This is a genomic window from Caldicellulosiruptoraceae bacterium PP1, assembly GCA_041320695.1.
Lineage (GTDB): Bacteria > Bacillota > Thermoanaerobacteria > Caldicellulosiruptorales > Caldicellulosiruptoraceae > JBGGOQ01.
The window spans coordinates 236412-260351 of sequence record JBGGOQ010000002.1 but is presented as its reverse complement, the minus strand read 5'-3'; the positions used below and the strand labels follow the sequence as shown (position 1 = coordinate 260351).

At 30.1% G+C, this 23940-nt stretch carries 25 protein-coding genes; 7 read left to right on the top strand and 18 right to left on the bottom strand.

Annotation, left to right across the window (positions count from 1 at the left end):
- Window positions 1-128 precede the first annotated feature (128 nt).
- Window positions 129-344 (top strand): zinc ribbon domain-containing protein, encoded by a 216-nt coding sequence (locus ACAG39_04795; protein ID MEZ0536559.1) that lies wholly within the window; start codon window positions 129-131, stop codon window positions 342-344.
- A gap of 20 nt (window positions 345-364) precedes the next feature.
- On the opposite strand, the gene ACAG39_04790 is transcribed toward ACAG39_04795, so the two are convergent.
- Window positions 365-1237, bottom strand: a complete 873-nt coding sequence (locus tag ACAG39_04790) for an NAD(P)/FAD-dependent oxidoreductase (GenBank protein MEZ0536558.1) — start codon at window positions 1235-1237, stop codon at window positions 365-367.
- Between the two features lie 53 nt (window positions 1238-1290).
- Window positions 1291-1617 (bottom strand): cyclic-di-AMP receptor, encoded by a 327-nt coding sequence (locus tag ACAG39_04785; protein MEZ0536557.1) that lies wholly within the window; start codon window positions 1615-1617, stop codon window positions 1291-1293.
- A gap of 145 nt (window positions 1618-1762) precedes the next feature.
- Between ACAG39_04785 and ACAG39_04780 the strand changes: the two genes are divergently transcribed.
- Genes ACAG39_04780 through ACAG39_04770 form a run of 3 tightly spaced genes read left to right on the top strand, consistent with a single transcriptional unit; the run spans window position 1763 to window position 4182 of the window.
- Entirely contained in the window at window positions 1763-2182 is a 420-nt protein-coding gene (locus tag ACAG39_04780; protein ID MEZ0536556.1) for a DUF134 domain-containing protein, read from the top strand.
- Between the two features lie 39 nt (window positions 2183-2221).
- Window positions 2222-2950, top strand: a complete 729-nt coding sequence (locus ACAG39_04775) for an ABC transporter ATP-binding protein (protein MEZ0536555.1) — start codon at window positions 2222-2224, stop codon at window positions 2948-2950.
- Complete coding sequence (locus ACAG39_04770; GenBank protein ID MEZ0536554.1) at window positions 2941-4182, top strand: SufD family Fe-S cluster assembly protein; 1242 nt, start codon at window positions 2941-2943, stop codon at window positions 4180-4182. Before ACAG39_04775 ends, ACAG39_04770 begins: the two co-directional genes overlap by 10 nt.
- A gap of 218 nt (window positions 4183-4400) precedes the next feature.
- Here the strand turns inward: ACAG39_04770 and ACAG39_04765 are convergent, their stop codons facing one another.
- Both ACAG39_04765 and ACAG39_04760 read right to left on the bottom strand, forming a co-directional pair.
- Window positions 4401-5513, bottom strand: coding sequence for an aldo/keto reductase (locus ACAG39_04765; protein ID MEZ0536553.1), 1113 nt, complete (start codon window positions 5511-5513; stop codon window positions 4401-4403).
- 53 nt (window positions 5514-5566) lie between these two features.
- Entirely contained in the window at window positions 5567-5830 is a 264-nt protein-coding gene (locus ACAG39_04760) for a TIGR03905 family TSCPD domain-containing protein (protein MEZ0536552.1), read from the bottom strand.
- Between the two features lie 100 nt (window positions 5831-5930).
- On the opposite strand from ACAG39_04760, the gene ACAG39_04755 reads away from it, so the two are divergent.
- The gene (locus ACAG39_04755; GenBank protein MEZ0536551.1) at window positions 5931-6656 is read left to right on the top strand and encodes a DUF554 domain-containing protein; all 726 of its coding nucleotides are present in this window, start codon (window positions 5931-5933) and stop codon (window positions 6654-6656) included.
- Window position 6657: 1 nt separating this feature from the next.
- Here ACAG39_04755 and ACAG39_04750 read toward each other — a convergent pair whose 3' ends face one another.
- The 5 genes from ACAG39_04750 to ACAG39_04730 all read right to left on the bottom strand — a co-directional run bounded on the left by ACAG39_04750 (window position 6658) and on the right by ACAG39_04730 (window position 11164).
- Window positions 6658-7767, bottom strand: a complete 1110-nt coding sequence (locus tag ACAG39_04750) for a GGDEF domain-containing protein (GenBank protein ID MEZ0536550.1) — start codon at window positions 7765-7767, stop codon at window positions 6658-6660.
- 113 nt (window positions 7768-7880) lie between these two features.
- A complete protein-coding gene (locus ACAG39_04745) occupies window positions 7881-9017 on the bottom strand; it encodes a sodium ion-translocating decarboxylase subunit beta (GenBank protein ID MEZ0536549.1) in 1137 nt (378 codons plus the stop codon).
- A 28-nt stretch (window positions 9018-9045) separates the two neighbouring features.
- Window positions 9046-9381: a biotin/lipoyl-binding protein gene (locus tag ACAG39_04740; protein ID MEZ0536548.1), complete on the bottom strand. Its 336-nt coding sequence runs from the start codon at window positions 9379-9381 to the stop codon at window positions 9046-9048.
- 13 nt (window positions 9382-9394) lie between these two features.
- The gene (locus ACAG39_04735; GenBank protein ID MEZ0536547.1) at window positions 9395-9748 is read right to left on the bottom strand and encodes an OadG family protein; all 354 of its coding nucleotides are present in this window, start codon (window positions 9746-9748) and stop codon (window positions 9395-9397) included.
- Window positions 9749-9775: 27 nt separating this feature from the next.
- Window positions 9776-11164, bottom strand: a complete 1389-nt coding sequence (locus ACAG39_04730; protein ID MEZ0536546.1) for an oxaloacetate decarboxylase subunit alpha — start codon at window positions 11162-11164, stop codon at window positions 9776-9778.
- A gap of 296 nt (window positions 11165-11460) precedes the next feature.
- Here ACAG39_04730 and ACAG39_04725 point away from each other — a divergent pair, with 296 nt between their 5' ends.
- Window positions 11461-12618, top strand: coding sequence for a sugar MFS transporter (locus tag ACAG39_04725; protein MEZ0536545.1), 1158 nt, complete (start codon window positions 11461-11463; stop codon window positions 12616-12618).
- 162 nt (window positions 12619-12780) lie between these two features.
- On the opposite strand, the gene ACAG39_04720 is transcribed toward ACAG39_04725, so the two are convergent.
- The 8 genes from ACAG39_04720 to ACAG39_04685 form a co-directional block, all read right to left on the bottom strand.
- Window positions 12781-15159, bottom strand: a complete 2379-nt coding sequence (locus tag ACAG39_04720) for a glycoside hydrolase family 3 N-terminal domain-containing protein (GenBank protein ID MEZ0536544.1) — start codon at window positions 15157-15159, stop codon at window positions 12781-12783.
- A gap of 49 nt (window positions 15160-15208) precedes the next feature.
- Window positions 15209-16303: a Gfo/Idh/MocA family protein gene (locus tag ACAG39_04715; GenBank protein MEZ0536543.1), complete on the bottom strand. Its 1095-nt coding sequence runs from the start codon at window positions 16301-16303 to the stop codon at window positions 15209-15211.
- Between the two features lie 25 nt (window positions 16304-16328).
- Entirely contained in the window at window positions 16329-17054 is a 726-nt protein-coding gene (locus ACAG39_04710; GenBank protein ID MEZ0536542.1) for a ThuA domain-containing protein, read from the bottom strand.
- Window positions 17055-17139: 85 nt separating this feature from the next.
- A complete protein-coding gene (locus ACAG39_04705) occupies window positions 17140-18000 on the bottom strand; it encodes a helix-turn-helix domain-containing protein (protein MEZ0536541.1) in 861 nt (286 codons plus the stop codon).
- Window positions 18001-18119: 119 nt separating this feature from the next.
- Window positions 18120-18971 (bottom strand): carbohydrate ABC transporter permease, encoded by an 852-nt coding sequence (locus ACAG39_04700; protein ID MEZ0536540.1) that lies wholly within the window; start codon window positions 18969-18971, stop codon window positions 18120-18122.
- A gap of 5 nt (window positions 18972-18976) precedes the next feature.
- A complete protein-coding gene (locus tag ACAG39_04695) occupies window positions 18977-20263 on the bottom strand; it encodes an ABC transporter permease subunit (protein MEZ0536539.1) in 1287 nt (428 codons plus the stop codon).
- Between the two features lie 64 nt (window positions 20264-20327).
- A complete protein-coding gene (locus ACAG39_04690) occupies window positions 20328-21599 on the bottom strand; it encodes an ABC transporter substrate-binding protein (protein ID MEZ0536538.1) in 1272 nt (423 codons plus the stop codon).
- 246 nt (window positions 21600-21845) lie between these two features.
- On the bottom strand, window positions 21846-22847 hold the full coding sequence (locus tag ACAG39_04685) for a LacI family DNA-binding transcriptional regulator (GenBank protein ID MEZ0536537.1): 1002 nt from the start codon (window positions 22845-22847) through the stop codon (window positions 21846-21848).
- Between the two features lie 232 nt (window positions 22848-23079).
- Here ACAG39_04685 and ACAG39_04680 point away from each other — a divergent pair, with 232 nt between their 5' ends.
- Window positions 23080-23241 (top strand): hypothetical protein, encoded by a 162-nt coding sequence (locus ACAG39_04680; protein MEZ0536536.1) that lies wholly within the window; start codon window positions 23080-23082, stop codon window positions 23239-23241.
- Window positions 23242-23263: 22 nt separating this feature from the next.
- Here ACAG39_04680 and ACAG39_04675 read toward each other — a convergent pair whose 3' ends face one another.
- Window positions 23264-23878 (bottom strand): SOS response-associated peptidase, encoded by a 615-nt coding sequence (locus ACAG39_04675; GenBank protein MEZ0536535.1) that lies wholly within the window; start codon window positions 23876-23878, stop codon window positions 23264-23266.
- Window positions 23879-23940 lie beyond the last annotated feature (62 nt).

The following is a 23940-nucleotide window of genomic DNA, read 5'->3' as shown; positions in this document are numbered from 1 at the left end:
TTATTACAATAATTTTTTATTATTTTTATAATTTTTATTGGTATACCCCCGTATAGTATATTGACTTAAAAGGATGTTTTTAATATAATAATACTATAATAATATTCTATTTATATGGGGGTATTGATATGCCATATTATGATTTAAGGTGTTCAAATTGTGGAAATGAATTTAATATAAAAGCAAGTATAAAAGAAAGAGAAAATAATGAGATAAAGTGTCCAGAATGTGGAGAAACAAAGCTTGAGGCAGTATTTAAAAGTGTAAATATAATATCATCAAGAAGTTCAGACAGCTCATCCTCATGTTCCTCTGGTTGTTGTGGAGGAAGTTGCAGATTTTAATAAAGGCTAAGTGATTTTAATCACTTAGCCTTTTCTTTTATACCTTTTGCATAGGTTGAGGCTGCAAGACCGGCAACAAGGCCTTCTCCTACTGCTTTTGCAACCTGATAAGGCTTACCTACACAGTCCCCACAAGCAAAAAGCCCTTCGATCGAAGTCTGCATATTTTTATCAACTTTAATATGCCCATCATCAGTAAATTCAAGGCCATATATTAGTTGGTCAGCTGGCATAGCTTTTCTTATAATAAAGATACCTGAAACGTCAACTTTTTTACCTTCAAGTTCGAGGCTTGATACTAAATCTTCTCCCAAAACAGTTTTGGGCCTTGAATTTATTATTTCAACATTTTCTTTGAAATGAAAGCTTTCCTTTTTATAAAGTGGCACATAGTAAACCTTTTGAGCAAGCTCTGATAAATATTCAGCCTCTTCTTCTGCTTCAACAGATTCACCAATTACTGCAATAGTTTTTCCCCTATAAAGCATTCCATCACATACTGCACAATAGCTTACACCTCTGCCTACAAATTCTGCTTCATTTTGTAGTAATGTTTTTTTAGGCATACCAATTGCTAATATAACAGAATATGCCTCGTAAAAATTATTATTTGCATTAATGGTGAAAATATCTTCTGATTTATAAAAGTTTATAACTTTGCTTTTAACTATTTCTATTTGCATTTTATTAGCATGCTCTAAAAAATTCTTTATCAACTCTTTCCCATTAATACCTGGAAAACCTAAATAGTTATGAACTTCTGGTGCTTTGTATATTGCAGAAGCATCTTCACCTGTTGTAAATACAATAACCTTTCTATTAGTATTTGCAAGATTTATTGCAGCAGATAAACCTGCTGGACCAGAGCCTATAACCGCACAATCGTAAATCATAAATTATCACCTCGTATTATATTATACCCCCAAAGGGTATTATACTACCATTTTTAAAATTTTTGAATATCCTGAACATTTAAAACAAATAAAACAACTCCGCCTTGTTCAACTTTGCCTTTCTTTTTTGTAACAACCTCTTGAGCCACTGTTGGAAGATTTTTATGAGGTATCTCTTTTCTTTTGCTTACATTATTTTTTATAATCTCTATTGCTTCATCTACCCTATCATCTTCTACACCAAGAAGAAGTGTAGTTGTTCCTCTGTTTAAAAATCCACCTGTTGATGACATCATAGTAACTGAGAATCCACCTTCTATCAATGCCATATCTACTTTATTTTTATCAGCATCATTTAAAATAGCTACTATCATCTTCATTATCCCACAACTCCTTTATTAAATCTCTCAATAATATATTACCATTTTTTTTATAATATAAATACATTTTTGGTGTTTACTTTTTTTGTTTTTGTGGTAATATATAATAGACAATATGGCATATGCCAATATGAAAGGTGATTTAATGGCAAGGCAGATAAAATGCAGGAAAATTGAGTTTTTACCTATTGTTAAATATTTTCTTCCTGATGGTAATAAAAATCGAGAAGAAATTCTTTTAAAGGTGGAGGAATTTGAAGCAATAAGGCTCAAAGACTTACTTGATTTAGATCAAGAAGAATGTGCCAAAAAAATGGAGGTATCACGCCAAACATTTCAAAATATCTTAGATAGTGCTCGTAAAAAAATAGCCCAAGCTTTTGTTTTTGGTTATTCTATAAAGATTGAAGGTGGCTTTTATAATATAGGCTCATGTCTTGTTAGGTGTAAAGAGTGTGGCTTTGAATTTGAAAAAAATAATGATAATGTTTGCCCAAATTGTGGTTCAAATAAAACAGAATGCGTTAAAATTACCGGCTCATGTCATAAATATAATGATTGCTAAAATTAATCATAAGTTTTATGAAAGGATGATGATGTTTTTATGCTTGAAATTAAGGATTTGCATGTTGAAGTAGATGGAAGAGAGATATTAAAAGGAATTGACCTTACAATTCCTGATGGTGAAACTCATCTTTTATTAGGTCCAAATGGAAGTGGAAAAACAACTTTAATGATGAGTATTATGGGGCTATCAAGATATAAGGTTACAAGTGGTAAGATTCTATTTAATAATGTTGATATTACAGACATGCCTTCATATGAAAGGGCTAAGCTTGGAATTGGAATTATGTATCAAAAACCACCAGCAATACGTGGAGTTAAACTTTCTAAAATAGCCTCAATAATTAGCTCTATCAGAAACACAAATCAAGATATTGATGAAAATGCTCAAAAATTAAATCTACTTGATCATTTAGAAAGAGAAGTTAATTATGGCTTCTCTGGTGGTGAGTTAAAAAGATCAGAGCTTTTACAGCTTTTATCACAAAGGCCAAACTTGGTTTTGCTAGACGAGCCAGAATCAGGTGTTGATTTAGATAACATTTCTCTAATTGGGGAAATGATAAATAAACTTTTAAAAGGTGAAAAAATTAAATATAGAAAAACATCAGGACTTATTGTAACACATACAGGGTATATTTTAGATTATGTATCTGCTGACAAAGGCCATATCTTAATGAATGGAAAGATTGTTTGCAGTGGTTCTGCAAAAGATATGTTTGAAGAAATTAGGCTTAATGGCTTTGGGAGGTGTGAAGCTTGTCTGTAAATCTTTCAGAATTGAATGAACTTGCAAAAAAGGCTATTGATAAAAAGTCACCCTTTGGGCTTGATATAGATTTAAATAAGTATACATTAGCTCAAGAACAAAGCGAAATTGATAAGTTAAATAGTCTACCCGAAGAAATTCAAAAAACCATTTTAAATGCTGGAATTGATGTAACAGAGCAATCAAGGGTAGGTTCTTTTGTTCAGGTTGACCACTCGGTTGTTTATAAAAGGCTTCAGTCAAGATACAATAATCAGCTTGAGATATTAGATATTAACGAGGCATTAGAACTTTATCCAGAAATCAAAGAAAAATATTTCTGGAAGGCAGTTAATGTAGATAAAGACAAGTATACAGCATATTCTCAGCTTAATCAATTTCATGGGTATTTTATAAGGGTATTTAAAAATCAAAAGATAGAAAAGCCAGTGCAGGCTTGTTTATTGCTTCAAGAGAATGCAAAGATTCAAAATGTTCATAATATAGTTATTGTTGAAGAAGGTGCAGAGGTTCAAATAATAAATGGCTGTGCAACAGCTCCAAAAGTAAAAGAAGGGCTTCATATTGGAATTTCAGAATTCTATATTGAAAAGGGTGGAAAACTTACATTTACAATGGTTCACAACTGGGCTGAGGATTTTCATGTTCGTCCAAGGGGTGTTACAATTGTAGAAGACAACGCAACATTTATTAGTAACTATGTTTTATTAAAGCCAGTAAAATCAATCCAATCAAACCCTGTTGCTATACTAAAAGGCAAAAATTCAAAGGCTTCATTTAATTCTTTATTATATGGGCTTGATAATTCAAATATTGATATGGGCTCACATATCATACTTGAAGGTGAAAATTCAGCAGGGCAATCAATTTCTCGTGCAATTGTAAAAGATACATGCAAAATGTATACAAGGGGAACACTTGAGGCAAGGATAAATGAAAGTAAGGCTCACCTTGATTGCCGAGGGATATTATTAACAGATAAAGGCTATATGTATACAGTCCCAGAGCTTATCTCAGATGGTGCTATAAATAGCCATCTATCACATGAAGCAGCAATTGGTCCAATTGCTCAAGAAGAGGTAGAATACCTAATGTCCCGAGGCCTTACCAAAGATGAGGCTATATCACTTATAATGCAGGGCTTTATGGATGTAAAGATACTTGGGCTACCTCCTCATCTTGAAAGCTATATATCTGAACTTATTCAAAAGACTCAGGAGGAGAATATGTAAAAATTAGTTTAAAATAAATGTTGGGATTAATACCCCAACATTTATTTTTTTAATAAAATTCATCATAAATATTTTTTTGCATTGATATAATTCTTTAAATTCAAGCATAACATTATTAAAGCAAATTTCTTGTACTTTTGATGGAGTATTTTAGTTCTTTTTGTTGCAAATTCTCCCAGAATGTGAGCCAGAAAGAACCGTCCCCATTGGCTCATTTGCTAAAATATCCCTGCCTCACCAAGCTTATAATCAACTAGCCTTAGTTTGTTTATTATATCAATACCATAAGGACATCTTGGTTGGCATTCACCACATTGATTACAATCTCTTGCCTTTTTTGTTACTTTTGAATAAAGTTTTGACGCAAGTCCTTGATTGCCAAACCAAAATTTTAATCTTTCTGAAATATTGTATTCAGCTGTATCATTTGGTTTTCCTCTAAACATCTGTCTATCATAATAACCTTCAAGCTCAAACAAATATGGTATGTTAATTCCTTGTGGGCATGGCATGCATAAATTACACTGTCTACATACATAATTTGAAAGCTCTTTAGCAGTAGAAAATAAACCATTTTTCTCCTCAGCAGTCATTGGAACAAAGTTATTTACAATATTTATATCAGTTTTCAGCATTTCACGAGAATTGATACCAGCAACAACCACCGAAACTGGTAATGATAAGGTATACCTTAATGCTTTTTCAATACTCCTATAAAGATATCCATCTGCAAATGGCTTCATTGCAATAATACCTACATCATTTTTTATAGCCTTAGGTAATAATTCATTTTCTAATGAAGGAAAATTAAATCTGTCATAATAATTAAATACTGCCATTACAGCATCAAATGAATATATATCAAGTGCTTTTAGTAAGGTAAATGGATGTCCATGCATTGATATACCAATATATTTTACTTTTCCTTCTTTCTGTGCCTTAATAGCAGCTTCATGTGCTCCATTTGTAGCAAAAATCATTTCAAGGTCCTCTTCTGTCGCAACAGCGTGATATATTATTAGGTCAACATATTCTGTTTTTAGGTTTTTTAAGCTCTCATTTAATTCCTTTTCAAAAGACAGTTTATCCCTTTGCCCAGATTTTGTTGTTAAAAAGAATTCACTTCTACGATGTGCTACTGCATTTCCAATCTTTTTTTCTGACTCCCCATTTCCATAAGAAGCAGCAGTTTCTATATAGTTGCCACCTTGATCTAAGTAAGAATTTAAAAGATATGATACTTCTGATTGGGGAATCTCCAATAAATGAAACCCACCAAATCCAAGTGCTGATACTTCAAAATTTGTTTTACCAAATCTTCTTTTTTGCATATAAATTTTCACTTCCTAATAAATGTTTATAAAATTATAATACCCAAAAATATTTATTTTCCATTAATATTAATCTCATTTATTACCTCTTCTAAAGCTTTTGTAAGCTGATCTGGGCATGAAGTGTTTCCTTGACATTTAATCCCTTTTAATCTTTTTATAACCTCCGAAACCTCCATTCCCTCTAATAAATTGGATAAGCCTTGTAAGTTACCAGTGCAACCATCAATGAACTGAACATTATGTAATTTATTATTATCTAACTCAAAAATAATTCTTGAAGCACATATACCTTTTGTTTTATATTCATAAATCATATAATAGTCACTCCTTATATAAATTTTTTTCTTCTATTTTACCCCAAAGTAAATATTTCTGCTATAATTTATATTAAAGTTTTTTAACGGAGGATAAAAGATGATAGGTTTAGGAACAATAGTAAATACTTTTGCGGTTATATTAGGAACTATATTAGGGCTTTTTTTTAAAAATGCATTACCTGAGAAATATAAAAGTACTATAATGCAAGCTATTGGTTTATCTGTAATTTTCATTGGTATTTCAGGAACACTTCAGGGAATTTATAAAATCTTAGATAATAAAACATTAGATAGGCAGAATATAATGCTTATGATTTTTAGTCTTGTAATAGGTGGTTTATTAGGTGAAATTATTGATATAGAAAGAAGGCTTAATAATCTTGGTTCAAAGCTACAAAATAAGTTCAAAGGACAAAACAATACCTTTGTTGAAGGCTTTGTAACAGCTAGTTTAGTATATTGCGTTGGTGCAATGGCAATTGTTGGTTCACTTGAAGATGGACTTTTGGGTAATCCCTCAACCCTTTTCGCAAAATCTATACTTGATGGTGTTACTGCAATTATTTTTACATCAACATTAGGAATTGGAGTTGGTTTTTCTTCTATTGCAGTATTTATTTATCAAGGAAGTATTACATTACTTGCAAGCTTTTTAAAACCAGTATTTACACCAGAGGTTATATCACAAACCTCGCTTGTAGGCTCTGTTTTGATATTTGCTATTGGTATAAATCTTTTAGAAATAAAAAAAATAAAGGTAGGAAATCTCCTACCTGCAATATTTATCCCAGCATTATATTATTTATTACATAAATTATTTTAAGTTACCAGCATACCATGTTTTTCCCTTTTTGCTTTGCTTTATATAATAAATCGTCTGCCCTTTTGATAAAAGTATTTATATCATCTTCTTCATGGTAAACCGCAACACCAAAGCTGCAAGAGATATCTTTGTTTATCATTTTTAGAACTCTTTCAGTTTCATGACTTATTTTTTTTGCAATTTCAATAGCTTCATTTTTATCAACATCTATTAATAGAATTGCAAATTCGTCCCCTCCCCATCTTGCAAAAATATGGTTAGGGGAAATACACCTTTTTACAACGTTTGTTAACGAAACTAATACTCTATCGCCAGTTAAGTGACCATAGTTATCATTTACGTATTTAAAATTATCAATATCAAAAAGGATTATTGAAAGTTTTTCTTTTTTTTCTTTTGCTAATTTTAAATGCTTCCTTATTTCATCATCAAGCCTAAGCCTATTGTATATAGATGTCAGAGGATCGGTAATGGAAGTTTTAAATAGCTGAAGATTTGAATAAAAGTTGAGCCTAGATACTCTGTTTGATTTATATGAAATAATACTTCCTACTATGTTAAACATAAGAATATAAACAGTTGCTGCAATATAATTGTATAATTCAAAAGGTTTTGAAAAAAATCGAGATACTAATAAATAGGATACTGAAAAAGTTGATGCAAGTAAGAATGAGTTTATAAACTTATTTGGCAATGTGAAAACTGCCATTATTACAAGTATTGCACCTAATGTTTGTATAAGAAATGTTTTTTCTTTATATGTACAATATGCTAAATCAAACAGTACAAATGCTATAATAAGATAAATATTGATTAGTTTAGTATATAAGGTATAATCATTCAACTTTTTAATTATGTTAAATAAAATAATTGAGATTATTAGAATGAAAAATCTATTGATTGCTAACATTAAGAATTCTAATAAATCAACACGAAGAATATAATCAGTTATAATAAAGATAAAGTATATTAAGCCATAGATAAGCACACTAAAAGAACTATATTTTTTTATATGTTCTATCTCTCTTTTTTCAAAATCCTTTTCTATTTTTCTATCTAAAAATTCAGCAGTAAATCTAGAAATTAACGGGCTGCTGAACCATTTTGTCATTATTCCCTTACTCCTTTATAATGAAATTAAAAAGGCTGCTAAGAAATATTGTTTACTCCATAGCAGCCTTTTCAATAAATTATACCATATATATTCTTATTTTGAAAGTAATTTTATTTAAACAGTGTCAAAAGAACACCTGCAGCAACTGCAGAACCTATTACACCTGCGACATTTGGTCCCATAGCATGCATTAATAAAAAGTTTGCTGGGTTTTCTTTTTGGCCAACAACCTGACTTACTCTTGCAGCCATAGGAACAGCAGAAACACCTGCAGAACCAATTAGCGGATTAACTTTGCCTCCAGTTACCTTATACATAATCTTACCAAATACTACCCCACCAAAAGTACTAAATATAAATGCTAATAAACCAAGAATTGTAATTTTTATTGTTTCTGGCCTTAAGAAGTTTTCTGCACTTGCTGTAGCACCAACCGATAAACCTAAGAATATAGTAATAATATTAATCAAAGCATTTTGAGCGGTATCTGATAACCTTTCAACAACACCACATTCTCTAAAAAGATTGCCAAGCATAAGCATACCAATTAGTGGTGCAACAGATGGTAATAATAGAGAAACAAGTATTGTAACAAGTATTGGGAATACTATTTTTTCTACCTTTGAAACCTCTCTTAATTGCTCCATCTTAACCATTCGTTCCTCTTTGGTGGTTAAAAGTTTCATAATAGGTGGCTGAATTAATGGTATTAATGCCATATATGAGTAAGCTGCAATAGCTATTGCACCTAAAAGATGAGGTGCAAGTTTAGTTGTTAAGAAAATTGCTGTAGGTCCATCAGCTCCCCCAATTATACCTATTGAAGCTGCTTCTTTTGGTCCAAACCCCAAAAGTAAAGCAACTGTAAATGCAAAATATATACCAAACTGAGCCGCAGCTCCTAAGAATAAGCTTGATGGTCTTGCGATTAGTGGCCCAAAGTCAGTCATAGCCCCAACACCTAAGAATATAAGTGGTGGATATATCCCAAGTTTAACACCTTGATATAAATAGTAAACAAGTCCACCTTTTTCATGGCTAGATAGCCCACCTAAAGGTAGATTAGCAAGAAGCATACCAAACGCAATAGGTAAAAGTAGTAATGGTTCAAATTTTTTACCTATTGCTAAGTACATCAAAACACACGCAATAGCAAGCATTATAGCTTGTCCAATAGACAATTTCATAAATCCTGAAGTATTTATAATATCAACAAAAGCCTTTGTTATCATCTGCCAGAAAGACATTAGTCAATCCCTCCAAATAAAAATTGCCTTAATTTAGGCTAGCAAGTAAGTCACCACTATTTACCTGAGCTCCTTTAGAAACTAAAACCTTTGCTACAACTCCATCTTGAGGTGCCATAACTTCATTTTCCATTTTCATAGCTTCAAGTATAAATAGGACATCTCCTTTTTTAACTTTTTGCCCCTCAGAAATATTTACATTTAGTATTTTACCTGGTAATGGTGCAGTAATGTTTATCTTTCCATTGAAATCTGAGCTTGAAATATTAACTTTATTTTCAACTGATTTTGAAGAACCATTTCCAGAAACCTTTTCAACCTCAACCTCATATTTTTTACCATTTATAGTTACAATATATTTCATAATTAACTCCCCCTTAGTTCTTATCAATTATTGGTTTAATAGATTTTATTTTTAATTCATTTAATGGAATATCTGCATCAAATGAAACACTAGCTAAAATTGCTGCAACAGTTTCATCATCTGCATCAACAACAGTTGCTTCACCTGATGTAAAGCCTGTTTTTTCAATAGTTTCATATTCTTCATTAAAATCCACTTTTAAATCAATATCATTTGTTTCTTTTTTATCCTGAGTTTTTACTAATTTTTGTAGAATCTTCGATTGAAAACCAATTATATAGCTTAAAAATACCAACACTATGAAAACTACTAACATTCCAATTATTGTTGTATTAATACCAAGAATAAATCTTTCCCCCATAGACATATGAAAAATCACCTTCTTTTTATAAGTTTAAACACCTTGAATTGAGTATTCAATCTTTCTTTCAGTATTTTGCTTTTTAGGTTGTTTACCATTCTTTAAGAATTCTTCAGCAATTTGAGGGAATAAAATATAGGATAAAACATCTTCATCTGTTTTTGCAAAATCTTTAATCTCACCTTTTGTTTTATCAAATATGGGATCTAATGTATCTGCAAACCTTATTGTTATTGGTTTTTCATCACCTAAAACCTTTTTTACAAGTTCCTTATTAATCTCCCCTGGTGGCTTTCCATATTCTCCACGAATATATGATTTTACCTCTTTTAAAACAACCTTATATCTTTCACCTGAAAGTACATTTGCAACAGCTTGTGTTCCAACCATCTGGCTCATTGGTGTTACAAGCGGAGGGTAGCCTAAATCTTCTCTAACTTTTGGAACCTCTGCTAAAACCTCATCAAGCTTATTTAGAGCATTTTGTTGTTTTAATTGAGCAATTAGGTTAGAAAGCATACCGCCTGGAACCTGATAAACAAGTGCATCAGTATCAGTTCCAAGAACAAAAGGATTAAGTGTACCATTTTTAACAAACTTATCTTTAACTGGCTTAAAGAAATCATTTATTTCTTTTAAGGTCTTTTCATTAAGCCCAGTATCATATCCTAATTGTTTTAAAGCATAGTTTAATGTTTCGGTAGCTGGCTGACTTGTTCCACCAGAAAAAGATGAAATAGCTGTATCAATTCCATCAATTCCAGCTTCTACTGCTTTAAGATAAGTAAGAATTCCTAAACCTGTAGTTGAATGAGTATGAAGTATAATTGGTACTTTTATATTTTCTTTTAGAGCTTTTATAAGGTCATATGCCTCTTTTGGCCCCATAATACCTGCCATATCTTTTATACATATTGATGTCACACCCATATTCTCAAGTTCTTTACCCACTTTAACATAGCTTTCAAGATTATGAATTGGGCTTAATGTGTAAACTATTGTTCCTTGGGCATCTGCACCATTTTTGAGTGTTTCATCAACAGCTACTTGAATATTTCTGAGGTCATTTAAAGCATCAAAAATTCTAATAATATCCATACCATTTTCTATGGATTTTTTAATAAAAAGCCTTACAACATCATCTGGATAATGTTTATATCCAAGAAGGTTTTGACCTCGTAAAAGCATCTGAAGTTTTGTATTTTTTACCTTACTTTTAATCTTTCGTAATCTTTCCCAAGGGTCTTCACTTAGATATCTAATACAGGAGTCGAATGTTGCACCACCCCAACATTCAAGAGAATAATAGCCTGCCTTATCCATTGTTTCTAAAATGCCCTCAAAGTCTTCAAATGGAAGTCTTGTTGCTATGAGACTTTGCTGAGCATCTCTAAGGACAGTTTCTGTAAACCTAACTTTCATGTCTTCACCCCTTAAAACCAGTAATAAGTAAATAATATATTTTTCGACAAATTTTTACATTGTTAAAATGTTGACATTGACACATAGTTTATATTATAAATTATTTTTTTCAAGTTTTCTATATTATAAATAATAAAATTTTATATACTTAAAAAATTTTGTTAGTAATTAACAATATTTTTTGTGCATAAAAATGAAATTTGTAAATTTATAAAAATTTATACTTGCTAATTTTTAAATTTTATTATATCTGTTATAATAGTAATTGTTATTACAATTGCTAGGAGCATAAGATGATGAAAAATAGCAAAAATTACCTTATTTTTTCGCTTAGTTATTCTCTTTTTATTAATGGAATTATTATATTCTTTTTAGGATCTTTAATGCCTTATATTTTAAAGGATTTTAAATTAACTTATAGTTTAGCAGGAATTATTTTAACAGTTCAATCAATTGGAAATATTTTAGGTAATATTTTTGTTGGCTTTGCATCAGACAGGGTTGGAAGAAAAAGCATGATAATATTTGGAAGTATTTGTTTTTCTGCACCATTTATCTTTTTATTTTTTGCTAAAAGCCTTTTTATGTTATACCTATGCTTTTTTGTTATAGGTATAGGCTGGGCTGCTATTACAAATCTTTCAACTTCTGAGGCAAATAACTTTCCTGACAATTCTGCAAGCATTGTAAATTTCATTCATATATTCTCAGCCTTTGGAGCTTTATTTGGTCCATTATTTTTTGCCTTTATTTTATCAATAACAAATGGAAATTGGAGATATTCACTTATTGGTGTATTTATTTTTAGTTCATTATTGGTCTTTTTCTTATTATTTGCTCCATTTTCAAAGCCTAATAAAAAAGAAGAAAATATTTCTTATAAAAAAGCAATAAACTTTGAGTTTTTACTATATATTGTTATTATATTCTTGTATGTTTCTACCGAAATGAATGTCAATGGTTGGCTTGCACAATATATGGTGTTTAAATATAAGTTTTTAAATATTTCTAAAGCAACATTATTTTTATCTGTTCTATGGGGCAGTATAATAATTGGTAGAATTATTTGTACTTATGCTCTAAAGGTAGGATTTTCAGGGTATAGATTAATGCTTATTTTATCAACTGGTTCACTTATTTCACTGTTTTTATTGTTGATATCAAAATCAATGTTTTTTTCAATTTTATCTATTATTTTATTAGGTTTATTTTTTTCAGGTATTTTCCCATCAAATATGTCTAATGCTACTGTTGTTACAAAAAATTCTAACTTTCTAAATGGTATTATTATCTCATCTGGAGGTATTGGTAGTAGTATAATCTCAGCAATAGTAGGAAAGATTATTGATAATTATGGTATGAATTATATGATGGCTTTTTTAACATTTAATATGTTTATAGTTTTTTTAGCTTCAACAATTCTTTTTATTAAATATAAAGATAATATTAAATAATTTTTGAATATCCAAATTTAGTATATATTGTTTTTAATTATTAATAAAAAAACAGAGGGTGACCAAAACAAAGATTTAGATTTTATTATCTTAAAAAGTAAATCTTATATTGGACACCCTTGTATTTTTATAAATTTCATTTAGATTTTTTTATAAATATTCTTAAAGGTTATATACTTTCGCAAAGTTGTTAAACAGTCTTTTTTCAACCTTTTTTAATCCATTTTCAAATATTAAATCAAAAGATTTTGAAGCTTTTATATCTTTTGATGATGAACCTATCATAACATCTAAAACACAATTTTCTATTATTAAATCATTATTTTTATTATAGTATGCTAATGAATCTAAAAAAACATCAAATTCAATTTTTATTTTTTGAGATTTTTTTATAAATACTCTTTTAAATGCTTTCAACTCTTTTTCAGGTTGAATAATTGATGTATATTTTTTCCTTACATAAATTTGTACTACTTCTTCACCATCATAATCACCAGTATTATGAATAGTTGCATATACTTTTATACTATCATTTGATAACTCAAAACTAATATCTTCATATGAAAATTTTGTGTAACTAAGTCCATATCCAAATGGATATAACGGCTCTAAATCCATTTCAAGATATTTATTTCTCCAAAATTGCTTTTTCCCTGTTATATGTTGAGAATAATAAATAGGTAACTGCCCAATATGTTTAGGGATTGTTACAGGTAATCTACCAGCAGGATTATAATCTCCAAAAATAACATCTGCTATTGCTTCGGCACCCTTATATCCTGGTTTAAATGCCTCAATAATTGCTGCCATATATTGACTTTCAAATGATAGTTCAAGCGGTCTTGCATTACACAAAACCAAAATTATAGGTTTTTGTGTCTCATAAAGTCTTTTTAATAATTCTCTTTGTTCCTTAGATAATGTAATCTCAACTCTATCAACAGATTCTCCACTGTCATTTTCATATCCCATTCCGCTTGTATCACCACATACAGCAATAATTACGTCAGCTTTTTTTGCAGCTTCAATAGCTTCATCAAATTTACAAAAATCAGCATCATTATTATAATTAAATGTATCTTTTAATCCTTCTGCAAATGATACTATAGTATCGGGATGTACTTTTTCCTTTATTGCTTGATATATTGTTTGTGTATTATGAAATAAGTCTTCATATTTAGTTCCAGCCCGCTTAAAGAAAAGGCTTCTTGCAAGCACTTCTTCTTCACTTAGCCCTTCAGAAGTATAAAACATCTCTTCAAAATGAGTTGGATATGAATAGTCACCATATGCAAATTCTTTTTTGTTTGCTAAAGGTCCAATTACAGCAATATTTTTTATATTTTTAGATAAAGGTAAAATATTATTACTATTTTTTAATAAAACAATCGATTGCTGAGCCATCTCCTTAGTGATTGCTTTATTTTTATCAGAAAATACATAACTTTTTGTTTTCTTTACATCAACATATGGATTATCAAATAATCCTAACTTGAATTTTAATAATAAAATTCTTTCAACAGCTTTATCTAACAAATTAGTAGAAATTTTATTTGATAGTATTAATTGTTTTAGATATTTTTTAAAAATAAAATCAAGTTCCATGTCTATACCGGCATTCATAGCTAATATGGCAGTATCTTCTTCCTCTTTGCAATATTCATGATAGTGCTTTATAAGTTGAATACCTCCACCATCTGACATAAGTATGCCGTTAAATTTCAATAGTTCTCTAAGTATACCCTTTAACAATCGACTATTTGCGTGACAAGGCATACCATCATATTCATGATATGCAGCCATAACACATTGTGCATCAGCATCTTGAATTGCTGCCTCAAAAGGCAAAATATATTGATTTAACATCTCATTTTCTATTATATGAATAGGTGCACAATTCCTACCACCATCACTTATTCCCTGTGCAGCGTAATGTTTTAAAGTTGCAGCAACTCCATTTGTAAGGTCATCAGATTGTAAACCTCGTACAAATTCAATGGCATATCTTGATGTTAAATATACATCTTCTCCAAAAGACTCTTCATATCTACCATATCTATGGTCTCTTACTACATCAACCACTGGAGCTAATGCCAATCTTTCACCCGTTGAAATCATTTCTTTCCTAATAGCATCGCCCATTTTATAAATCAAATTATCATTAAACATTGCTCCAAGACCAATATTTTGTGGAAAAAGAGTATGATTCCGACTAAGAACTCCAGTGGTTGCTTCTGTAAGAAAAATAACTGGAATACCTAATCTTGTCTCATTAATAAAATATTCCTGTATTTTATTAGTAATATTTGCTATCTCCTCTGGTTTTAAATCAGTTGCTCCACCAATTCTTCCTATATATCCACAGCCATATGGAATAGTTTCTTTCATTTTTTCTTTTGATACTGTAAAATTAGATATATCTGTAAATATATCACTAAGATTTGTACCAGATAACTGAGCTACTTTTTCATCAATTGTCATTACTGATAACAAATCTTTTACTCTTACTTCATAAGGTAAAGATTTATCTTTGTATTTCATATTATCACCCACTTAATATTATAGTATAAAAATAACTTTTACATTGGTTTTAATAATTAGATCGGTTAAGTGGTAATGCTTCAGGCTTATTACAAAAACTTTCAACAAGATAATGTCGTGATGTATTTGAAGAGTCAATAAAACCATGCATAACATCAAGAACATGGTATGCTAAATCCCCATTTGCTCTATGTTCTCTTCCTTCTAATATTGCATAAGCCATATCAGTAACTCCAAATCCTCTGCTATTTTCAGAGTAGCCATATACAAGGGGTATTTCTTTCCATTCACTAGAATTCTTTAAACGTAAATAAATTGGGCCACCAAATGTGTTAGGATCAGGCACTCTCAAAGTACCTTCACTGCCATATATCTCTATACATGGTAATGTAGAGCTCCATACATCAAAGCTTGTAATTATGGTTCCAATAGCACCATTTTCAAAATCCATAACTCCAGCTATGTGTGTTGGAACCTCTACTTCAATTTTAGTCCCATATTTCTTTTGACTTGTAATCAATCTCTCAGCAAAGGATATTCTCGCAGAACCTGTAACTCTTCTTATTGGGCCAATAAGATTTATTAATGCAGTAAGATAGTAAGGCCCCATATCAAACATCGGTCCACCACCAATTTTATAATAAAACTCTGGATCTGGATGCCAACTTTCATGTCCATGACATACCATAAAGGCTGTTGCAGCTACAATATCACCAATCCATCCATCATCAATTATCTTTCTACAAGTCTGAATCCCGCCACCCAAAAATGTATCAGGTGCACAACCAATACGTAATCCTTTTTCTTTTGATAAGTTTAAAAGCTCCTGCCCTTGTTCTCTTGTAATTGATAATGGTTTTTCAACATAAACGTGTTTACCTGCCTCCAAAGCTTTTTTACATACCTCATAATGTGCATTTGGTATTGTTAGATTAATAACAATCTTAATCTCATCATCATTTAATAGTTCTTCGACAGTATATACATTAGGTATATTATATTCTTTTGCTTTTTCGATGGCTCTTTCTTTTATAATATCAGAAACTGCTTTTACTTCTAGAATATTAAATAGCTTTGTACAGTTTTTAAGATATATTCCACTTATATTCCCACAACCTATAATACCTACTTTTACTTTTTCCATATTCATTCACCTCCAGATATTTTGATTAAAACATCTTATGTTCCTTATCTTCATATATACTTTTATCTAAACCTTTATTTATCGCAAAATCCTTTCCTTCTGCTGCCCATAAAAAGCCTCTTCGCATCAACTCTAAAGGTTCATAAATATCAAATATATCAGCATGGTGTCCTAATGAATTATAAAATACCCTTCCAAGCCCCCATCTTTTTGTCCAAACAACTGGCACATCAACCTCACCATTTGCAGCATGATACCAATTTATTACTGGAAACCTTGTAGTTGCAAGAACCTCAATTGCAGGATCAATATGTACATAATACTGTTCACTCTTTACCTTAAAATCTTTTATCCCTTCCACAATAGGGCTTGATCCACTTTTTATATTAACTATATATTCCACTCCATCACCGCCAGGATGTGATACCCACTGTCCTCCTGTCATAAATTGCCATTCAACACATTCACGAAATGCATCACACATACCACCATGACAGCCAGCAATTCCAACACCAGATGCCACAGCCTCTAAACAATTTGTAACCTGTTCTTTTGTAATTTTCCCCATAGTCCATATTGGCACTATCAAATGAAGCTGTTTTAATTTTTCAAAATCCAAGAAAGCATCTAAAGTGTCATATACTTCTACTTCAAAATTCTCTTGTAATAAAGTTTTTTCGAATATGCGTGCCACCTTATCAGGTTCATGGCCATCCCAACCTCCATAAACAATTAATGCCTTTCTTTTCAATAAAATCACCCTCATTTCTCAAAAAAACTTATCATTCTCATTTTAATTTTACATATAAATTATTAATTAATCATTTCCTATGTTGCTAATCATTTCTCAAATATTGCTTTTTATATTCAGTAGGTGAACATCCTTTTATATTTTTGAATACCCTATTAAATGTTTTAATACTATTAAAGCCTGTATTCATTGCTATTTCAGCTATTGATAGATTTTTGTTGATAAGTAACCATTCTGCCCTCTTGATTCTATAAATACTCAAATATTGCGAGAAGGTCATACCTGTAACCTGTTTAAAAAACCTAGTAAAATGAAATGTGCTATAATTTGCCACTTGAGCTATTTCATCTAATGATATGTCTTTATGATAATTATTTTCAATATAATCAAATATCTTCTCTAACCTTTCCAGTTTAGCAAAGTGCTTTTTAATTTTTTCAACCGAACATATATAATTATCAATATTCCTTAACAACAAAACCAATATATCTAAAAGTCTTGCTTTTATTGCCATTTTATAACCATCAAGTTTTTTATTGTATTCCTCTATTAGTGAAATTATTTGATTTTCCAATTCCTTATGAACATTGTAATGTTCTTTATAATCAAATTTCCTTGTTTTACTTAATAAAAGTTTTGAATACTTTCTATCTGATATATAATTTGATATTGTATTATAAAAATCAAGATCGAACTGAATTACAACTATCTTATTCCAATATTTATTTGACTTATAATAATGGACATCACCCATTCCTATTATTAAGATATCTTTTGAATCTAGTTTAAATAATTCATTGTTGACACCCACGTCAATATTCCCTTCAATGACATACACTACCTCAATTGCTTCATGCCAATGTGGAGGAAACTCTATGCTTTCAGTAAAGAATAGCCTAAATGGGAAATCTTTTTCTAAGATATTAAGTTCGTGCAAAGCTTGCATACATACCACTCCAAAAAAAGCTTTTAAATAATTATATCATTTAAGTTCCTAAATAAAACAAAAAAGAAGTCCTTTAAATTAAGAACTTCTTTTCTATATATATTAATTATTATTTAATTTTATTCTTTTACAGCACCTGCAGTCAATCCAGAGATAATCTTTTGCTGGAATAAGAATACCATAACAATAAGTGGTATCATAACAATTGTTGCAGCTGCTGAGATTTCATCCCATGGTATTGTAAATCTTCCTTGGAACATAACAATACCAACAGCTACTGTTCTCCAAATATCATCAGTATTAATTGTTAATGCAAATAGGAATTCGTTCCATACAGATATAAATATTAATATTGCTGATGTAAATATCCCTGGCATTACTAGCGGTGTAATAATCTTATAAAATATTTGGAATGTGTTGCAACCATCTATTTTAGCTGCCTCATCTATCTCATGTGATACACCTTGATAAAATGTTGTAAGATACCAAATAGCAAGTGGTAACGAAAATGTAGTATAAGGTATCAAAAGTCCAAACCAGCTATTTCTAAGACCTAAATCCTTTACTATAACATAAATAGGTGATACTATTGTAATTTGTGGAAACATTGAAACAGCTAATGATAAACTTAATACCAACTGTTTTACCCTCTGACTTATTTGTGTTTTTGCTATTGCATAAGCTGCCAATGAAGCAATTACTAATGATATTATTGTTGTTTCTGAAGCAATAATAAAACTGTTTAAGATATATCTTGCAAAAGGTCTTTCTTTAAACACGAATAAATAGTTTCCAAACTGTGGATGTAAGGTTATAAGTGATGAAATATTATAAATTTCTTGTTTCGGCCTTATTGATGTTAACAATAACCAATAATAAGGAAATAATATTATTATTAAAGCACCTATAATAAATGCTGAAACAATTATTTTTGTTATTCTTTCTTTTTTATTAATCTGACTTTTTTGCATCTATCTCACCTTCCTTTGCCAGAGGAAAATACTTCTGCACCAAGAACCTTTATATATACAAAGCTTATAATTGTTACCATTATAAATATAAATACTGCTAATGTTGAACCCATACCAAAGTCAAGTTGTGCAAAAAGTGTTTTGTAAGCATATATGGAAACAGATTCTGTTGAATTTGCTGGCCCTCCACCAGTTAAAACATATATCAAATCAAATACCCTAAATGCATCTAACGTTCTAAATAATAATGCTACAAGTATTGTGGGTTTTAAAAGAGGTAATGTAATTGTGAAAAATTGTCTTATTGCATTAGCACCATCAACCTTTGCTGCCTCATACAATGATGTTGGAATTGTTTGAAGCCCTGCAACAAGAAGAATAGCAATATATGGTGTTGTCTTCCATATATCTGCTGTCATTACAGCAAATAGTGCATTACCTGTACTTGATAATAAGTCAGCTTGAGAACCTATGATACCAATTTTAGCAAAAATTTTTGCTAAAATACCTATCTGTCCATCATATAAAAACTTCCACATAAGACCCGAAATAACAGTTGGAATAGCCCAAGGCAAAAGAACTATACTTTTGAAAGCATTTTTAAATCTAAATTCCCTGTTCATTGCAAGAGCTAACAAAAGTCCAAATATCAATTCAAAAAATACTGTAACAATAGTGAATAGTGCAGTATTTTTAGTTGCCTGCCAAAGTCTTGTATCCTTTATATAAAAGGCATAGTTTCTAAATCCTACAAAGTTTGGCTTTATTACAACCTGTTCAAGTCCAATAAAGGCTTGTTTGAGATCCTCATTTTCTTGTGATTTGTTTAAAGTAGCTGCTATTTTATTAATTGTATTTAATTCTTTATTATATTGGTTTATATCAGAGGTTGCAATTTCCATATATTTTAAGCTGTCTTCTACTGGCTTAAAGTTATTAAGTCTATCATTTACTTTGTTTAGAATATCTTTTTTTGCTTTATCACTAAATAAGATATTATCAATCTTTGACATCTCTTTTTTTATCTCATTTATTTTCTGTTTTTCTTGAGAAGAAATATTACCTCCTTCAATACTTTCTACCATACTATCAATAGTAAATCTGGTATTTGCATAATTTTCTACATTGATTTTATATTTAAAATTTACTTCATTTTTAATTGGGTTATTTAACTGTATGTCAAAGAAGCTGTACAAAAATGTTTGAAAAAGCGGAACAACAGCTACAAGCAAAAATACCAAAACAGCAGGTAGTAAAAATAGATACCCAAATAGCTTTTCTTTTCTATCCATTCAATCCTCCCCCTTTTTAAACTTTATGGCAGGCCCTAAATCGACCTGCCATTGATGCCATAAACTATTTTGTATTCTTAACAATTTCCTTCATCTTTGTATCCATATCTTTAACTGCTTTATCAACAGTCTTTGTACCATTAACAACGCTTGAAATTTCAATTTGCATTACATCTGAAAGTTTTGGATAAACTGGTGATACTGGTCTTGGAACAGCTGCTAATATAGCACTGACAAACTTCTTGTCACCAACTAATGGTAATGCTTTTATAACATCTTTGTCATTAAATAATGGTTTGTAAACAGGAACATTACCATTGTATATAGCCATTAATTTTTGTCCTTCTTTTGTAACTAAGTATTTTGTAAGTCTCCATGCAGCCTCTGGATTCTTTGAATATTTGTTGATACCAACCATCCAGCCACCAAGAGTTGCAGCTGAACCTTTTGTTCCTGCTGGTAATGGAGCAATACCAACTTTGCCTTTTACCTTTGACTGATCACTATTTACCATAGCCCACATATATGGCCAGTTTCTTGTAAATACAGCTTCACCATTTATAAATGCTGTATGTGTTTCAACTTCTGTAAAGGTGTTAATATTCTTTGGTGTAATACCTGCTGTTACAACTTCTCTTAATTTCTTTAATCCATCAATTGTTCCTTTGTTATTAACTATAATGTTACCACTACCATCAACAACACTACCACCATGTGAAGCTATAAACTCAATAGCATCACAAACTAAACCTTCATATTGTTTTGCTTGCATTAAATAACCATATTTTGTTCCATTTTTGCCTTGATATTTCTTTGCAACTTTTATTAGTTGGTCCCATGTCTTTGGAACTTCATTTTCAGGAACTATATCTTTTCTGTAATATAAAACACCAGCGTCAATAAACTTTGGAAATGCCCACATTTGACCTTTGAATCTTGCAGCATCAATAGTACCTTTAATGTAATCAGTTAAATTAATTTTGTCTCTTTTGATGAATCTGTCAAGTGTCAATGTGTATCCAGCTTGAGCAAATTCTGCTGGCCAGATAACGTCCATATCAAATACGTCAATATCTGAACCGCCAGCACTAAAAACTGTAACTAATTGGTCATGGTTTTGACCTGTGTCTGAAGGATTTTCTTTGAAGATAACCTTGATGTCTGGGTTTTTCTTCATGAATTCTTTGATAATTTTTTCTGTTGCATGTGTTTCATCTTTTCCTCTTACATAAGTAATTGTAACTTGCTTTTTAGTGGATGAAGTAGAAGCAGTTACAACAGAAAAGAGACCTAACACTAAAGCAAACACAACCAACAATGAAACTAACCTTTTCATAAATACACACTCCTTTTGTAAATTTAAAAATTTGTATATAATATTATAAAAGGGGATAATATATGTTAGCTTTGGGCAATACCCAAAGTAACAGGCTCAATCATTTTGATTGGGTCTTCTTTTTTTGTTTATAACAGTTTTCGTATGTATATTTATAACAAAACGCAATCGATTACTATTGTTTATATTATACTACATATTGTTTATTTTGTCACTATATTTATTAAAATTTAATATTATTTTTGTTTAAATTGGCTTTCTTGTAGTTTCTCTTGGCACTAATTTAGTATCTAAGATGTATTTTCCTTTATTTACTTCTTGATTATTTATTTTTTTCAAAAGAAGTTCAAATGCTAAGACACCTAATTCCCATCTTGGTTGATAAATAGATGAAATTTTTGGAGAATATATTGTGGAATATTCAACATCATCAAAACCAATGACGCCTATTTCATCTGGTATTGAAAGGCCTTTTTCTTTTATTGCATCTAATGAACCCATTGCCATTTCATCATTTGAGCAAAATATGGCATCAGGACGATCTGGAAGATCTAATAACTCTTTAGTTAACTTATACCCTGATTCATATTTAAAATCACCTTTCTTAATATATTCATTTTTAATCTCCAATCCATAGCTTTCCAATGCCATTTTATAACCTTTTAATCTATCAACACTATTTACTCCTAAATCAAGAGTACCTGTTATTTTAGCTATTTTCCTATATCCACATTTATACAGATACGTAGTTGCTTCATATGCTGATTTAAAATCATCAATGCATACAGTTGTAAGTTCATCCGAATAATGGTCAGAAACAAATATGACATTAAATAATCTATTAATTTCAAGTAAAACACTTACATCACAAGAAGGTCCGAGGACAATTGCACCATCAGCAACATTTCCTTTTAACATATTAAAATAATTCTGTTCAATAGCTCTCGATTTTTCAGTATCACCAAGAATTATATTATAATTTGCTTTACGTGCTGTTTGTTCAAGACCTTTTATAAACTTATTGAAATATATATTTTCTATATCAGGGATTATTACAAGAATTGTTTTGGTTTCTCTTTTTCTTAGTTTTCTTGCTGTTTGGTCAGGAAAATATCCTAATTCTTCAATAATGTTAAGAATCTCTTTGCGTTTTTCATCCGAAACCCCGCTTTTACCGCTAATGGCACGTGAAATTGTAGCAGTAGAATAACCAGTCAGTTTTGCAATATCTTTTATTGTATATCTCATTACAATCTCCCACTTATAGCGTAATCGTTTTATATATTAATTAAAAAATATAACGTAATCGATTTCTTCTTTAGAATTATTTTAACATTGCTATGGTAAATTTGCAATATGTTTTTTAAAAAATAATTATATTTTTTATATCTATTTGCACAGTAATAAATATCAATAGAATCCTGCATAACATTGGTCTTTTAGGGTAAAATATAAAAAAATAAGTTTTAAGGTGTTTTTAATGTTTGCATACTGTAAAGAATGTGGTTACAATTCAGGGGATGTGACAAGCCTTGAATCTTTAGAAAAGAAGATTGAAAAAGACGGTGGTGAGATAAAATACTACAATTACTCATCAATATGTCCAAGATGTAAAAAGAGGAATACGCTAAAAGCAAATTGAGGTAGGATTTCCCTACCTCTTTTCATTTTGATATTGGTTTTATAATCAATGGATTTTCAAAAGGTTTTGATATTTCTGAAAAAATAGTACTATTATTATCAAATAGCCAATAATCAATAAGATCATCTTTTAAAATAACAGGCATTCTATCATGAATTTCCTTCATCTGTGAATTTGCATCTGTTGTTATTATTACAAAACAATTTATCAAATCATCTTTATCTTTAAATGTTCCATAAAGTCCCGCCATATAAAAAGTCTTTTTATTTTCTAACAAAATTATATTTTTTACTTTTTTATTTGCTTCCTTTTTCCATTCAAAAAAGGCATTTGCAACAATAAGGCATCTATTATTTATCATTCTTTTAAATAATGGTTTTTCTTGAATTGTTTCTAATCGGGCATTTATGATGACATTGCTTTTCAACGTATCAAGTTTTATGCCCCATTTAAGAATGTCAGGTTGTTTTTTCATGTCTTTATTAATTATTACAGGTACAAAGTCAGTAGGAAAAATCTCCCCAGTTTTCATTAAATTAATTTTATCTGAATCTTTCAATTTACTTCTTATTTCTTCCATAATCATTTTGATCTCAATATTTTCTTCTTCGGTAGCAATATAATATCTTCCACACAAGAAAATCAACTCCAATAAATTTTAATTAATATATCAATACCCTATTTTTATCTTTAAAAAAA

Coding starts and splice junctions, on each gene's coding strand:
- ACAG39_04700 (MEZ0536540.1), bottom strand. CDS start 18,971: ATGCAAAAAAGTCAGATTAATAAAAAAGAAAGAATAACAAAAATAATT.
- ACAG39_04730 (MEZ0536546.1), bottom strand. CDS start 11,164: ATGAAAGTTAGGTTTACAGAAACTGTCCTTAGAGATGCTCAGCAAAGT.
- ACAG39_04735 (MEZ0536547.1), bottom strand. CDS start 9,748: ATGTCTATGGGGGAAAGATTTATTCTTGGTATTAATACAACAATAATT.
- ACAG39_04790 (MEZ0536558.1), bottom strand. CDS start 1,237: ATGATTTACGATTGTGCGGTTATAGGCTCTGGTCCAGCAGGTTTATCT.
- ACAG39_04760 (MEZ0536552.1), bottom strand. CDS start 5,830: ATGATTTATGAATATAAAACAAAAGGTATATGTGCTTCAAGAATTATT.
- ACAG39_04725 (MEZ0536545.1), top strand. CDS start 11,461: ATGAAAAATAGCAAAAATTACCTTATTTTTTCGCTTAGTTATTCTCTT.
- ACAG39_04765 (MEZ0536553.1), bottom strand. CDS start 5,513: ATGCAAAAAAGAAGATTTGGTAAAACAAATTTTGAAGTATCAGCACTT.
- ACAG39_04720 (MEZ0536544.1), bottom strand. CDS start 15,159: ATGAAATACAAAGATAAATCTTTACCTTATGAAGTAAGAGTAAAAGAT.
- ACAG39_04775 (MEZ0536555.1), top strand. CDS start 2,222: ATGCTTGAAATTAAGGATTTGCATGTTGAAGTAGATGGAAGAGAGATA.
- ACAG39_04695 (MEZ0536539.1), bottom strand. CDS start 20,263: ATGGATAGAAAAGAAAAGCTATTTGGGTATCTATTTTTACTACCTGCT.
- ACAG39_04705 (MEZ0536541.1), bottom strand. CDS start 18,000: ATGCAAGCTTTGCACGAACTTAATATCTTAGAAAAAGATTTCCCATTT.
- ACAG39_04755 (MEZ0536551.1), top strand. CDS start 5,931: ATGATAGGTTTAGGAACAATAGTAAATACTTTTGCGGTTATATTAGGA.
- ACAG39_04680 (MEZ0536536.1), top strand. CDS start 23,080: ATGTTTGCATACTGTAAAGAATGTGGTTACAATTCAGGGGATGTGACA.
- ACAG39_04785 (MEZ0536557.1), bottom strand. CDS start 1,617: ATGAAGATGATAGTAGCTATTTTAAATGATGCTGATAAAAATAAAGTA.
- ACAG39_04685 (MEZ0536537.1), bottom strand. CDS start 22,847: ATGAGATATACAATAAAAGATATTGCAAAACTGACTGGTTATTCTACT.
- ACAG39_04745 (MEZ0536549.1), bottom strand. CDS start 9,017: ATGTCTTTCTGGCAGATGATAACAAAGGCTTTTGTTGATATTATAAAT.
- ACAG39_04740 (MEZ0536548.1), bottom strand. CDS start 9,381: ATGAAATATATTGTAACTATAAATGGTAAAAAATATGAGGTTGAGGTT.
- ACAG39_04715 (MEZ0536543.1), bottom strand. CDS start 16,303: ATGGAAAAAGTAAAAGTAGGTATTATAGGTTGTGGGAATATAAGTGGA.
- ACAG39_04780 (MEZ0536556.1), top strand. CDS start 1,763: ATGGCAAGGCAGATAAAATGCAGGAAAATTGAGTTTTTACCTATTGTT.
- ACAG39_04750 (MEZ0536550.1), bottom strand. CDS start 7,767: ATGACAAAATGGTTCAGCAGCCCGTTAATTTCTAGATTTACTGCTGAA.
- ACAG39_04795 (MEZ0536559.1), top strand. CDS start 129: ATGCCATATTATGATTTAAGGTGTTCAAATTGTGGAAATGAATTTAAT.
- ACAG39_04690 (MEZ0536538.1), bottom strand. CDS start 21,599: ATGAAAAGGTTAGTTTCATTGTTGGTTGTGTTTGCTTTAGTGTTAGGT.